At 64.1% G+C, this 13,189-nt stretch carries 11 protein-coding genes; 10 read left to right on the top strand and 1 reads right to left on the bottom strand.

The features are described 5' to 3' along the window. Positions 1-107 precede the first annotated feature (107 nt). The 8 genes from hflX (at position 108) to ACTHNR_RS13470 (ending at position 9,222) form a co-directional block, all read left to right on the top strand. Positions 108-1,307, top strand: coding sequence for a GTPase HflX (gene hflX / locus ACTHNR_RS13505; RefSeq protein ID WP_440548164.1), 1,200 nt, complete (start codon positions 108-110; stop codon positions 1,305-1,307). A gap of 32 nt (positions 1,308-1,339) precedes the next feature. Continuing rightward, positions 1,340-2,692, top strand: coding sequence for an FtsH protease activity modulator HflK (hflK, locus tag ACTHNR_RS13500; RefSeq protein ID WP_440548163.1), 1,353 nt, complete (start codon positions 1,340-1,342; stop codon positions 2,690-2,692). A 12-nt stretch (positions 2,693-2,704) separates the two neighbouring features. After that, on the top strand, positions 2,705-3,613 hold the full coding sequence (gene hflC / locus ACTHNR_RS13495; RefSeq protein WP_440548161.1) for a protease modulator HflC: 909 nt from the start codon (positions 2,705-2,707) through the stop codon (positions 3,611-3,613). A 41-nt stretch (positions 3,614-3,654) separates the two neighbouring features. Then, positions 3,655-3,846 (top strand): DUF2065 domain-containing protein, encoded by a 192-nt coding sequence (locus tag ACTHNR_RS13490; RefSeq protein WP_440535122.1) that lies wholly within the window; start codon positions 3,655-3,657, stop codon positions 3,844-3,846. Positions 3,847-3,954: 108 nt separating this feature from the next. Further along, positions 3,955-5,121, top strand: coding sequence for an ATP phosphoribosyltransferase regulatory subunit (locus ACTHNR_RS13485; protein ID WP_440548160.1), 1,167 nt, complete (start codon positions 3,955-3,957; stop codon positions 5,119-5,121). Positions 5,122-5,247: 126 nt separating this feature from the next. Beyond that, positions 5,248-6,594 (top strand): adenylosuccinate synthase, encoded by a 1,347-nt coding sequence (locus tag ACTHNR_RS13480; RefSeq protein WP_440548159.1) that lies wholly within the window; start codon positions 5,248-5,250, stop codon positions 6,592-6,594. Positions 6,595-6,597: 3 nt separating this feature from the next. Next, entirely contained in the window at positions 6,598-7,182 is a 585-nt protein-coding gene (locus ACTHNR_RS13475) for a phosphoribosyltransferase (RefSeq protein WP_440548158.1), read from the top strand. Between the two features lie 147 nt (positions 7,183-7,329). Beyond that, complete coding sequence (locus ACTHNR_RS13470; protein WP_440548156.1) at positions 7,330-9,222, top strand: potassium transporter Kup; 1,893 nt, start codon at positions 7,330-7,332, stop codon at positions 9,220-9,222. Positions 9,223-9,429: 207 nt separating this feature from the next. On the opposite strand, the gene ACTHNR_RS13465 is transcribed toward ACTHNR_RS13470, so the two are convergent. Next, positions 9,430-11,766, bottom strand: a complete 2,337-nt coding sequence (locus ACTHNR_RS13465; protein WP_440548154.1) for a Tex family protein — start codon at positions 11,764-11,766, stop codon at positions 9,430-9,432. 138 nt (positions 11,767-11,904) lie between these two features. On the opposite strand from ACTHNR_RS13465, the gene ACTHNR_RS13460 reads away from it, so the two are divergent. Then, positions 11,905-12,717, top strand: coding sequence for a colicin transporter (locus tag ACTHNR_RS13460; RefSeq protein ID WP_440548152.1), 813 nt, complete (start codon positions 11,905-11,907; stop codon positions 12,715-12,717). Positions 12,718-12,804: 87 nt separating this feature from the next. Continuing rightward, the gene (locus ACTHNR_RS13455; protein ID WP_440548150.1) at positions 12,805-13,020 is read left to right on the top strand and encodes a DUF465 domain-containing protein; all 216 of its coding nucleotides are present in this window, start codon (positions 12,805-12,807) and stop codon (positions 13,018-13,020) included. Positions 13,021-13,189: the final 169 nt, after the last annotated feature.

The raw sequence follows: 13,189 nt of genomic DNA, 5'->3' as shown, positions 1-13,189 counted from the left end.
TTTCCCCCCCCTTTTTCCCTAACCGTCAAACCACCCCCCCGCCGCCGGCCGGGCCCCCCCGGTGGGCCCCCGGGGCCCCCCCGCTTCTCATTTAGACGCTCATCAATTTGATCAACGCAGCGCTTGTCGGCGTCGACTTCGGCAAAACCGATTTCGAAGCCAGTCTCGAAGAACTCAGCCTGCTCGCGCAAAGCGCGGGCGCCCATCCCGCCGTCACCTTGACCGGGCGCCGCACGAGCCCCGATGCCGCATTGTTCGTCGGCAGCGGCAAGGCCGAGGAGTTGCGCTTGGCTTGCGAAGCCAACGACGTCGAAATCGTCATTTTCAATCATGCGCTGGCGCCGGCGCAGCAGCGCAATTTGGAGCGTGCGCTTAACCGGCGAGTGGTCGATCGCACGAGCTTGATTCTCGACATCTTCGCGCAGCGGGCACGCAGCCACGAGGGCAAGCTGCAAGTCGAATTGGCGCAATTGCAATACATGGCGACACGCCTCGTGCGTGCATGGACTCACCTCGAGCGGCAAAAGGGGGGTATCGGCTTGCGCGGCCCCGGTGAAACGCAGCTCGAAACCGACCGCCGCTTGATCGGCGAGCGCATCAAGATGCTCAAGGGCCGTCTCGACAAGCTGCGCCGCCAACACGGCACGCAGCGGCGCCAGCGCGCACGCAATCGTGCGATGTCGGTCTCGCTCGTCGGCTATACGAACGCGGGCAAGTCGACGCTGTTCAATGCGCTGACCAAGGCGCAAGCCTACGCTGCCGATCAACTGTTCGCGACGCTCGACACCACCTCGCGGCGGCTCTATCTGGGCGAAGACGCGGGGCAGGTGATCATTTCGGATACGGTGGGCTTCATTCGCGAATTGCCGCACCAACTCGTGGCCGCGTTTCGGGCGACGCTCGAGGAAACGGTTCACGCCGATCTCTTGCTGCACGTCGTCGACGCATCGAGCGCGGTGCGGCTCGATCAGATCGATCAGGTCAACGAAGTGCTCGGCGAGATCGGCGCGCATGCGGTTCGGCAGATCCTCGTCTTCAACAAGATCGACGCCGTGCCCGAATTGGCGGCGCGCAAAGACGCGGTCGAGCGTGACGAGTATGGTAATATTTCGCGCGTCTTTTTGAGCGCGCGCACGGGCCAGGGCTTGGATACGCTGCGCGCAGCCATCGCTGAAATCGCCACCTCAGACCATCTCCCAGATACCGGGCGAGCGCAGCCGGAAGAAACATCGCCGGAGCATGAGCGCGAAGACAACGACGCATCGGCGTCGTCGAACGCGAGAACATGGCGCTCCGATTTGCATTGACCGGCTCTCCCAACTCGAGCGAACGAACACCGGTGAACGAATACAACGAGCGGAGTTTCTGGCTGCGTGCGCGCGCCATGTTTTCGATCAGCGATCCCCGCTGGGGGCGTAGCGACGGCAACGGCAATCGGCAACGGCCGAACGAGCCGAAGCGCGGCGATGGCGAGGGGCCGCCCGACCTCGACGAAATGTGGCGCGACTTCAACCGCCGTTTGTCACGCTTGTTCGGCGGCAAGGGGCAGGGGACGGGCCCGGGTCCGGGCGGTCGTCGTCCCGATAACGGCCGCGCCGCGCGCATCGGCGTGGGCATCGTCATCGGCGTGCTCATCGCGATCTACTTCGGCAGCGGCGTATTCGTCGTTCAAGACGGTCAAACCGGCATCGTCCTCCAATTCGGTCAATACCGGAGCACAGTCGAGCCCGGCGTGCACGTGCGGCTGCCCTATCCGTTCCAGACGCACGAGATCGTCAATATCGCGCAAATCCGGTCCGTCGAAATCGGCCGAGGCAATGCGATGAGCGACGCGAGCATGAAGGACGCATCCGTCATCACGCGCGACGGCGATATCGTCGACGTCCGCCTGGCGGTGCAGTATCAAGTGAAATCGGCTTCCGACTATCTATTCCGTACAGCGGACCCCGATCTCAGCGTCACGCAGGCGGCGCAGTCGGCGGTGCGCGAGATCGTGGGCGCGCGCAGCGCCGAGAGCTTGCTGGACGGCAACCGGGACGCGATTCGCGAGCCGCTCGTCCAAGCGATTCAGCAAGCGCTCGACCGTTACAAGACCGGGCTCTCGGTGACGGGCGTCACGATTCAATCGATCGAGCCGCCGGCGGCCGTGCAAAGCGCCTATGCCGACGCGGTGCGTGCACAGCAGGACCGCGCGCGCGCCAAGTCCGAGGCGCAGGCGTATGCGGGCCAAATCCTGCCTGGCGCCAAGGAGCAGGCGCAGCGTGCGATCGATGACGCCAAGGCCTACGCCGCCCGAGTCGAATCCGAAGCGCAGGGCGACGCCGATCGGTTCAAAGAGGTCTACGCCCAATACGCAAAAGCGCCGGCCGTCGTGCGCGAGCGGATGTACCTGGACACCATGCGCGACATCTACGCCAATACGACGAAGGTATTCGTCGGCAGCAAGGCTGGCAGCAACGCCATCAACTTGTCGCTCGACAAACTACTCGAAGCGAACCGCCGCACGGCGCCCGAAACCGGGGCATCGGCGCCCGCGGCCGCCTCGGGCGCGGCGCCGACCGCGCCGGCGACGCCATCACAGCCGGCCGCCGCCGCGCCCAGTCCCGCGAGCCAAGCGGCCGCCGCGAGCGACGCTCTACGTGCGCGCGATGCGCTGCGTAGTCGCTCGCGCGAAGACGATCTACAGCAATAAGGAGCGCTCGGCATGAATCGAATCGTTGCGCTCGCCATCGCTATCGCGGCCTTGCTCTTCGTCGGATCCTCGACGTTGCTCGTCGTCGATCAGCGCCACGTGGCCGTGGTCTATTCGCGCGGCGGCGACAATCCATCCGTCGTCGGTCCGGGGCTGCATGTGAAGTTGCCGGCGCCGCTGCAAGCGGCCATGGTGGTCGATACACGCGTGAGGACGTGGGTGCCGACCGATGCGGACCGCTATGTCACCGCCGACAAAGCCGATCTGCTCGTCACGCCGGTGCTCAAGTATCGTGTGACGGACCCGCTCAAGCTTTTCAACGAAACGGATGGCGATCAGCAAAGTGCGATCGACCGGCTTGCCGCGCAAGCGCGCACCGCACTCGGCGACGCGTTCGAAAAGCGTGCGCTCGGCGACGTCCTATCGAACGAGGCGCAGGTCGCGCAAGCCGCGCGGACGGCGGTGGCGAGCGCGGCGGGTTCGCTCGGCATCGATGTCGTCGATCTGCGTTTTCTTCGCGTCGATTTTCCGCAGGCGAGCGCCGAGGCCGTCTATAAGCGCATGGCGGCGGCGCGCGAAAAATTGGCGAGCGACGAGCGTGCGCAGAGCGCGGTCGAAGTGGCTCAAATCAAAGCGGACGCGCAGCGGCAACGTGATGCCGTGTTGTCCGATGCCTATGCCACCGCGCAAACCGTGAAGGGCGAGGGCGACGCAAAAGCGGCCGCTATCGCAGCCGACGCGTTCGGCCGCGACCCGGGCTTTTATCAGTTCTACCAAAGCCTGCAGGCGTACCGAAGCGTGTTCAAACCGGGCGACGTCATTGTCGTCGATCCCGACAGCGAATTTTTCCGCTTCATGCGCGGCCCCGACGGGAGTGCCGTCGCCAACAACCCGGCCGCATCGGCTTCACGCAAACACTGATTCAGGGGCGCTGCCCACCGATAGGCGGCGCCGGCATCCCCATGGACATGGCCGGTTCGTTATTGCTTGCGATCGCACTGATGCTCATCATCGAGGGCATGTTTCCATTCGTCTTCCCGACGGCGTGGCGCGAGACCTTTCGTAAAATAGCGGAACGCCCGGCGCATCACATTCGTATCGGCGGGTTGATCGTCATGGCGCTCGGTTTGCTGCTGCTCGTCGCGGCTACCTGAGCGTGATCGCGAACGTCCGCGCGAACGCCGCCCCGCGCCGCTTCGTGCTTCGCTCCACTGGCTTTGGGCCGCGTCGCGGGCCCCCACTAACGTCGTAGGATTTCACCGATGTCGACCTGGCTGCTCCCCGAAAATATCGCCGACGTACTGCCGTCGGAGGCGCGCAAAATCGAAGAGTTGCGCCGTGCGCTGCTCGATCGTTTCCGCACCTACGGCTACGAAATGGTGATGCCGCCGCTGCTCGAGTACTTGGAGTCGCTGCTGACGGGCGGCGGCAGCGATCTGGACCTTCGCACGTTCAAGCTCGTCGACCAGCTGTCGGGCCGCACGCTCGGACTGCGCGCCGATACGACGCCGCAAGTGGCGCGCATCGATGCCCACCTGCTCAATCGCCAGGGCGTGACCCGGCTGTGCTACGCCGGCAGCGTGCTGCACACGCGCCCGCGAGGGCTGCACGCCACGCGCGAGCAAATTCAAATCGGCGCGGAAATCTACGGCCATGCGGGGCTCGAGGCCGATCTCGAGATCCAGCAACTGATGCTCGACGTGCTGCGCTTGGCCGGCATCGGGCACGTAAGGCTGGATCTGTGCCACGCGGGCGTTCTGCTCGCGTTGTTCGAGCACGACCGCGTCGCAGCCGAGCGCGGTGCGACGCTCTACGATGCGCTGGCGGGCAAGGACGTGCCGCGTATCGCCGAGCTGACGCAGGATCTGGATCCGGTCGTGCGCGACGCGTTGCGCGCGTTGCCGTCGTTGTACGGCGATGCGTCGGTGTTGGAAGCTGCGCGCCAGCGGTTGCCGCAGTGGCCGGCGATCACGCGTGCGCTCGACGATCTGTCGTTCTTGGCGGCGCACGTCGAAGGCGCCCAGGCGGCCATCGATCTGGCCGATCTGCGCGGCTATGCCTATCACAGCGGCGTCATGTTCTCGGCTTACGTCGACGGGGTGCCCAACGCGCTTGCGCGTGGCGGCCGTTACGACCACGTGGGCCAGGCGTACGGCCGCGCCCGCCCGGCCACGGGTTTCTCGCTCGACTTGCGCGAGGTGGCGCGGATTTCGCCGATCGAGGCGCGCAGCAGCGCCATATTGGCGCCGTGGAAGCATGACGATGTGTTGCGCGAACGCGTCGCCGCGTTGCGCGATGGGGGCGAAGTCGTGATCCAGGCGCTACCGGGGCACGATCACGCGCTCGACGAATTCGCGTTCGACCGAGTGCTCGTCGAGCGCGACGGCGCTTGGGTCGTGGAGGCCCGCGGGCCGAATGCGGCCGCCTGAATCGGTCGCCGGCGGCGTGCCGAAAATCGGCCTGCGAACGGTCCATGCCGTTGAAGCGAAACGGAAAAATTCGGAAGCTTCAGCGAACATGGGTAGAATACGTTTTTAACCAGCTAACGAAACAACATGTCTGCCAGTGCAGTGAATGCGGCCCCGGGGCGCAATGTCGTCGTTGTCGGGACTCAATGGGGTGATGAAGGCAAGGGCAAGATCGTCGACTGGCTGACGGACCACGCGCAAGGCGTCGTGCGTTTCCAGGGCGGTCACAACGCCGGCCATACGCTCATCATCGGCGGCAAGAAAACCATCTTGCGCCTCATTCCGTCGGGCATCATGCGCTCGGGGGTCGCCTGCTACATCGGCAACGGCGTCGTGCTGTCGCCCGAGGCCCTGTTCAAGGAAATCGAAGAACTCGAAGCCGCTGGCCTCGACGTGCGCAAGCGCCTGTTCATCTCCGAGGCCACCACGCTGATCCTGCCGTACCACATCGCGATCGATCAAGCGCGCGAGGCGCGCCGCGGCGCGGGTAAGATCGGTACGACGGGGCGCGGCATCGGGCCTGCGTACGAGGACAAAGTCGGCCGCCGTGCGCTGCGCGTCCAAGACTTGTTCGCGCCTGAAGCGTTTGCCGAACGCCTGCGCGAGAACCTCGACTTCCACAATTTCGTGCTGACGCAGTATCTCGGTGCGCCGGCCGTCGATTTCCAGCAGACGCTCGATACGATGCTCGGTTACGCGGAGCGCCTCGCGCCCATGGTCACCGACGTCTCGCGCCGCTTGTACGACGCCAACGCGGCCGGCAGCAATCTGCTGTTCGAGGGCGCGCAAGGTACGCTGCTCGATATCGATCACGGCACCTATCCGTTCGTCACCTCCAGCAACTGCGTCGCGGGCGCGGCCACGGCCGGCGCGGGCGTGGGTCCGCAAAAGCTCCATTACATTCTCGGCATCACGAAGGCTTATTGCACACGCGTGGGCTCGGGGCCGTTCCCCAGCGAACTTTACGACGCCGATAACCCCGAACGTCAGGAAGCGATCGGTCTGACGCTTGCGAACGTCGGCAAGGAATTCGGTTCCGTCACCGGCCGGCCGCGCCGTACCGGCTGGCTCGACGCCGCGGCGCTGCGTCGTTCGATCCAGATCAACGGCGTCTCGGGTCTTTGCATCACGAAGCTCGACGTGCTCGACGGTCTTGACGAAGTGAAGCTGTGCGTGGGCTATACGATGGACGGCAAGAGTGCGGATCTGCTGCCGCGCGGCGCCGCCGAAGTCGCGCGTTGCGAGCCCGTGTACGAAACTTTCGGCGGCTGGAAGGAAAGCACCATCGGCATCACGCAATGGGATGCTTTGCCGGCGAACGCGCAGGCGTATCTGACGCGCGTGCAGGAAGTGGCCGGCGTGCCGATCGACATGGTATCGACGGGCCCCGATCGCGACGAAACGATCTTGCTGCGCCACCCGTTCAAGGTTTAACCGATGACGCAGAGCATGACGATGATCGCGATGACCGATCCGCGCAACGACGAGAAGAACCTTTGGGTGAACTGGGACGAGTATCACCGGCTCATCGAGTTGCTGGCGCTCGCCGTGCACGATTCGGGATGGAAATTCGACAAGATCCTATGCTTGGCGCGCGGCGGGTTGCGCGTGGGCGATCAGCTCTCGCGCATCTACGACTTGCCGCTTGCGATTCTCGCGACGAGTTCCTATCGCGAGGCGGCCGGCACCCAGCAGGGCGAGCTCGACATCGCGCAGTACATCACCATGACGCGGGGCGATTTGTCCGGCAATGTGCTGCTTGTCGACGATCTCGTCGATTCGGGCGTTACGCTGGCGCGTGTTCAGCAGCATTTGAAAGAGCGCTATCCGGCTGTGACGGCCGTGCGCTCCGCCGTGCTCTGGTACAAGGGCTGTTCGAAGGTCAAGCCGGACTATTTTGTCCAACATTTGCCGACGAACCCGTGGATTCACCAGCCGTTCGAGGAGTGGGACACCGTCCGGCCGCACAATTTAGGTGCGTGGATCAAGCGCGGCGTTTCGCAGGAATCGTCCGGCACGTAAGTTGCGTTTAATTTGATTGCCGCCGCGGGCGTGCATCGACGATCGAGCGGAGTCGACTGACTCCGCTCTTTTTATGTGTATCCCGCGCTGAAGCGCCGCTAGAATAGCGCTCGCTCCAAGGTCATTCGGTAGGATTCGCTCGCGTTTATGACAGAGAACAACCACGACAACGTTCGTCGGCATTCCTTGCCGTCGCTTGCGCTGGCGGCGATCGGCGTAGTGTTCGGCGACATCGGCACCAGCCCGCTGTACGCGCTGAAGGAAGCCTTCAGCCCGGCACATGGGATTGCCCTGACCGATCATTCGATCCTCGGGGTGATCTCGCTGCTGTTTTGGGCGATCATCTTCGTGGTGTCGATCAAGTACGTGCTGTTCGTGATGCGCGCCGACAACAACGGCGAGGGCGGCGTCCTCGCGCTGATGGCGCTGTCGCTGAGGCCTTTTTCGTCGAAATCGCGGGTCACGGGCGTGCTGATGATGCTCGGCATATTCGGCGCCTGCATGTTTTACGGCGACGCCGTCATCACGCCCGCCATTTCGGTCATTTCGGCGGTCGAGGGGCTCGAGATCGCAACGCCGCATCTGTCGCATCTCGTCTTGCCGATCACGATGATCATTCTTGTCGCGCTGTTCTGGATTCAGCGGCACGGGACTTCGCTCGTCGGCAAGCTCTTTGGGCCGATCATGCTTGTCTGGTTCGCCACGCTTGCGTTGCTTGGCGTCAACCATATCGCCCGCGCCCCGCAGATTGTCGCCGCGCTCAATCCGTACTACGCGTTCTCTTTCATGCATGCGCACATGCTGCAGGCGTACGTCGTCCTGGGTTCGGTGTTCTTGGTGTTGACGGGCGCGGAGGCGCTGTACGCGGATATGGGGCATTTCGGCGCGCGGCCGATTCGGCTTGCCTGGTACGTGCTTGTCATGCCATCGCTCGTGCTGAACTATTTCGGCCAGGGCGCGTTGCTGATGCAAAATCCGAAGGCGATCGACAACCCGTTTTTCCTGATGGCGCCCGATTGGGCGCTCCTGCCGCTCGTGGTGCTGTCCACAGTGGCGACCGTCATTGCCTCGCAGGCCGTGATTTCAGGGGCGTATTCGCTTACCAGCCAAGCTATCCAGCTCGGTTACGTGCCGCGCATGAAGGTGCTGCATACGTCTGAGCTTGCAATTGGTCAAATCTACGTCCCCGTGGTCAATTGGCTGCTGCTGTTCATCATCCTGTGCGTCGTGGTCGGCTTCAAGAGCTCGGACAACCTCGCCGCCGCATACGGTATTGCGGTCACGACAACGATGGTCATCACGACCGTCTTGGCGTGCGTGGTGATGGTGAAGGTGTGGAATTGGAACAAGGCCCTGGTGGCCGTCATCATTGCTGCCTTCATGGCGGTCGACATCGCGTTCTTCGGCGCGAACTTGCTCAAGGTCGCGGAAGGCGGATGGCTGCCGCTCGGCATCGGTGCGTTGTTGTTCTTCCTGTTGATGACTTGGTACAAGGGCCGCATGCTCGTCAAGGAGCGCACGGCGGCAGACGGTATCCCGCTCGCGCCGTTCGTTCAAGGGCTGCTTGCTCATCCACCGCACCGCGTTTCAGGAACGGCCATCTATCTCACCGGCAGCGATTCGCTCGTGCCCGTCAGCTTGCTGCATAACCTCAAGCACAACAAGGTGCTGCATGAGCGGACGCTGTTTCTGACATTCGTCACGCACGACATCCCGTACGTTCGCGACGACGAGCGCATGACGCTCAAGGAAGTGGGCGGCGGTATGTATCTCGTTCGGGCTGCTTACGGCTTTAACGAAACGCCCGATGTGAAGGCGGTGCTGTTCGAACTCGAGCGCACGCATGGGATGCAATTCGAATTGATGGATACGTCGTTCTTCCTAGCGCGCGAAACCGTCGTGCCGACGCAGCTTCCGGGTATGTCGATCCTGCGGGAGCGCGTTTTCGCATGGATGCATCAGAACGCCGCGAAGCCTACCGACTTCTTCCGCATTCCGGCCAATCGAGTCGTTGAGCTTGGGACGAAGATCGAAATTTGATTGGCAGGGCGGCGGGGCAATGGCTCACGCCATCCGCCCCAACGCGTCGACAAACAAAAAACCCACGTCTTTCGTTCTGTTCGAGACGTGGGTTTTTTGTTGCTACGGAGTGACTATCGCGCTTACCGATCGGAAGAAGCGGGCATCTCGGCAATCGGCGCCCGCAAGGGGCGCGGCCGGTCGAGGCGGACGCTTACCTGCAAGGCATCAACGCTGCTTGAGCTTCGCGAATGCCGCGGCCATTGCGCCTGCCGGCTCCGATTCACGCGTGCGCTGCGGCGCGCGCGCTCCGCCGCCCGAACGAGGCGTACCGCTCCCGCGCTCGTCTCGGCCGCCCGCCCGCGGGGCCGGCGCCGCATCGTCGGTCAGCCGCATCGTCAGTGCGATACGCTGGCGCTTGACGTCGACGTCGAGCACTTTGACCTTGACGACTTGCCCCGCCTTGACCACTTCGTGCGGATCCTTGATGAACTTCGTCGACATGGCCGATACGTGCACCAGCCCGTCTTGGTGTACGCCGATGTCGACAAAGGCGCCGAATGCCGCCACGTTGGTGACGACACCCTCCAGCAGCATGCCGGGCGTGAGGTCCGAGACCTTCTCGACGCCGTCTCGGAAAGTCGCGGTTTTGAACTCGGGGCGCGGATCGCGGCCCGGTTTTTCCAGCTCGGTAAGGATGTCGCGTACGGTAGGCAGGCCGAAGCGCTCGTCGACGAATTCGGCCGGCGACAGTCCGGCAAGTGCTTCTCGGTTGCCGAGCACGCCATCGATCTGCTTGCGGATCTTCGCGAGGATACGCTCGACGACCGGATACGCTTCAGGGTGCACCGACGAGCGGTCGAGCGGGTTTTCGCCGCCGTTGATGCGAAGGAAGCCGGCCGCCTGCTCGAACGTCTTGTCGCCAAGACGGGGCACTTTGCGCAAATGCTCGCGCGAGGGGAACGGCCCGTTCGCGTCGCGAAACTCGACGATATTGCGTGCGAGCGTGCTGTTGAGCCCCGACACGCGGGCGAGCAACGCAACCGACGCGGTATTCGCATCGACGCCGACGGCGTTCACGCAATCTTCGACGACGGCGTCGAGCGCGCGCGCGAGTTCGCGCTGATTGACGTCGTGTTGATACTGCCCCACGCCGATGGCTTTCGGCTCGATTTTGACGAGTTCGGCAAGCGGATCCTGCAGACGTCGCGCGATCGATACGGCGCCGCGCAGCGAAACGTCGAGCTCGGGGAACTCTTTCGCGGCCAGTTCCGACGCCGAGTAAACCGAAGCGCCCGCTTCGGACACGACGATCTTTTGCAGCTTGAGCTCGGGGTGGCGCGTCATGAGTTCGCTGGCGAGCTTGTCCGTTTCGCGCGATGCCGTGCCGTTGCCGATGCTGACGAGCTCGGCTTGCGTTTGCGCGGCGATACGCGCCAGCTTGGCGATGGAGCCGTCCCAATCGCGGCGAGGCTCGTGCGGATAGATGGTATCGGTGGCCAGCAGCTTACCCGTGCGATCGACCACCGCCACTTTGACGCCGGTGCGTAAGCCCGGATCGAGGCCGATGACGGCCTTCGGCCCGGCCGGCGCCGCGAGCAGCAAATCCTTCAAATTGCGCGCGAAGACACGAATTGCCTCGTGTTCGGCGCTCTCGCGCAGTTGGGTCAGCAATTCGTTTTCGAGATGCGGCTGCACTTTGACGCGCCAGCACCAGCGGCAGACGTCGGAAAGCCACTTATCGGCGGGGCGGTTCTGATTGGAGATGCCGGCGTGCCGCGCGATCATCGCTTCGCACGGGTGCGGCACTTGCGCATCGAGCTCCTCGCCCAGGCCGAGCTTGACCGTCAACACCCCTGCGTTGCGGCCGCGGAACAAGGCGAGCGCGCGATGCGAGGGAACGGTCTTCAACGTCTCCGCGTAGTCGTAGTAGTCGCGGAACTTCTCGCCTTCCTCGTTTTCCTTGCCGTCGATGACGGACGAGGACACGACGCCGCGCTCGGAGAGGTAGTCGCGCAGCTTGCCGAGCAGTTCGGCCGTTTCGCCGAACTGCTCCGATAGGATGTCGCGGGCGCCGTCGAGCGCGGCCTTGACGTCGGCGACGCCTTTCTCGGCATCGACGTAGGCGGCGGCTTCGCTCTGGGGATCGAGGCGCGGATCGGCCAACAAGGCCTGCGCCAGCGGCTCGAGCCCAGCCTCCCGGGCGATCTGCGCCCGCGTGCGGCGCTTCGGCTTGTAAGGCAGGTACAGATCTTCGAGCACCTGCTTGCTGTCGGCGGCGTCGATCGCGACGCGCAACTCGTCGGTGAGTTTGCCTTGTTCCTCGATGCTCGCGAGAATCGTTGCGCGTCGATCCTCCATTTCGCGCAGATAGAGGAGACGTTCTTCGAGTTGCCGCAGTTGCGTATCGTCGAGATTGTCCGTCACTTCCTTGCGGTAGCGCGCGATAAACGGGACAGTGGCGCCTTCGTCGAGCAGTTGAACCGCCGCGGCGACTTGGCGCGGCTGCACGGTCAGTTCGGCGGCAATGCGCTGTACGATCTTGAGAGCTACGGTGTCCGTCATAGAAGAAGCGATTGGCTGCTGGACCCCCTGCGGCGCGCCGCGCGAGTGCGGACACGCGGCACGGAGGCCGGGTTGCTGAAGCGGCGCATTTTGCCATAAATGCCCGGGCGGTCGAGCGCGGATGTTAGAATTTCGGCCATGTTCCGATCCCCGCCTACCACGTTGCTCATTACCCGTTTTATCGTCGCGCTGCGCGGCGCCGTCTTGGCCGTGGCGGCATGTGCGTGCCCGCTCGGCATGTCCGGCGTGGCGTTTGCACAAGACGTGCCGGCCACCCCCGCGGAAGCTGTCGGCGCCGGCGGCGCCGCGCCCGCGCAGGCCGCCGATTTCGATGCACGCCAGCGCGCGCTCGACACGCGCACGGCTGAGAACGACTACGTGTACGGCGTTGCCGTGCACGATTGTTACAGCAAGTTTTTCGTCAATGCGTGCTTAGGGCGCGCGCGCGACAAGATGCGCGCCGTGCGGGGACAGATTCACGCCGAGCAGCTCGCTTTGGACGACGAACGGCGCTCCGCCCACGCGCAGCAGCGCGACGAGCAGGAAGCGCTGCGGCGCGCCCGCGATGCGCAAGAGGCGCCGCAGCGAGCGGCCGCCGAGGCGCGAAGCACCCAAGCCTTCGAGGACAAGCAGCGGCAGCACGCACTGGATCAAGCGCAGCGCAATGGCGAAGCGCCGCAGCATGCCGCGGATCAGGCGGCGTACGATCGCAAGCAAGCCGACTTCCAGCGCAAGCTCGATCAGGCGCGGCAGAATGCGGCGCAAGACGCCAAAGAGCGCGCCGAGCGCGCGCAGCGGTACGAACAGAAGCAGATGGACGCCAAGCAGCACAAGGCCGATGTCGAGGCCCGCCAGAAGCAGGCTGCGCAAAAGGCACAGGAAAAACAGCAGGAGCAGATGCAGCAGCAGGAACAGCAGAAGCGCTCTCAGCAGGAGCAGGACAGCGACTGAGGCAGGGTGCGTTTTGCTGGACGGCAACCTCAGGCGCAGCGGCCGCGTGGGCGGCTTTGCGCCTAACGAACCGAGGAGGCGACCACCATGCGCGGCCAACAGGCGATCCAACCCGACACGCTTCGCAATCGTATCTTGCAATTGCAGTCGGAGCATAACGAACTCGATCGCATGATCGACCGATTGGCGAGCTCCTCCGATATTACCGACCTCGAGTTGCGGCGATTGAAAAAGCGCAAACTCAAGGTCAAAGACGACATCTTGTTGCTGCAATTGCAGCTCGAACCGGACAAGCACGCGTAAGCGGCGAGCGGGCAGGCGTATTCGCCGCGCGCGTCGCGCCGGGCATTGCAGGGAAACGCTTGCCTGGAATTCACCGCACGATGCCACTTCCAGCGCGCCGCCTACCGCGGCGCCGAACATGCCCCAGGCGGCCCCGGAAGGCGCCGTGCAGCGGGCGTCCACGACACGC

The organism is Trinickia sp. (assembly GCF_051954495.1).
Lineage (GTDB): Bacteria > Pseudomonadota > Gammaproteobacteria > Burkholderiales > Burkholderiaceae > Trinickia.
Note: the sequence above shows the minus strand (reverse complement) of the source record. Positions and strands in the feature narration are given on the sequence as shown.

What these genes read in the sequence shown, in the direction of transcription:
- ACTHNR_RS13455 (WP_440548150.1), top strand. Translation starts at nt 12,805, where the DNA reads ATGCGCGGCCAACAGGCGATCCAACCCGACACGCTTCGCAATCGTATC.
- hflC (WP_440548161.1), top strand. Translation starts at nt 2,705, where the DNA reads ATGAATCGAATCGTTGCGCTCGCCATCGCTATCGCGGCCTTGCTCTTC.
- ACTHNR_RS13465 (WP_440548154.1), bottom strand. Translation starts at nt 11,766, where the DNA reads ATGACGGACACCGTAGCTCTCAAGATCGTACAGCGCATTGCCGCCGAA.
- ACTHNR_RS13480 (WP_440548159.1), top strand. Translation starts at nt 5,248, where the DNA reads ATGTCTGCCAGTGCAGTGAATGCGGCCCCGGGGCGCAATGTCGTCGTT.
- ACTHNR_RS13475 (WP_440548158.1), top strand. Translation starts at nt 6,598, where the DNA reads ATGACGCAGAGCATGACGATGATCGCGATGACCGATCCGCGCAACGAC.
- ACTHNR_RS13490 (WP_440535122.1), top strand. Translation starts at nt 3,655, where the DNA reads ATGGACATGGCCGGTTCGTTATTGCTTGCGATCGCACTGATGCTCATC.
- ACTHNR_RS13470 (WP_440548156.1), top strand. Translation starts at nt 7,330, where the DNA reads ATGACAGAGAACAACCACGACAACGTTCGTCGGCATTCCTTGCCGTCG.
- ACTHNR_RS13460 (WP_440548152.1), top strand. Translation starts at nt 11,905, where the DNA reads ATGTTCCGATCCCCGCCTACCACGTTGCTCATTACCCGTTTTATCGTC.
- ACTHNR_RS13485 (WP_440548160.1), top strand. Translation starts at nt 3,955, where the DNA reads ATGTCGACCTGGCTGCTCCCCGAAAATATCGCCGACGTACTGCCGTCG.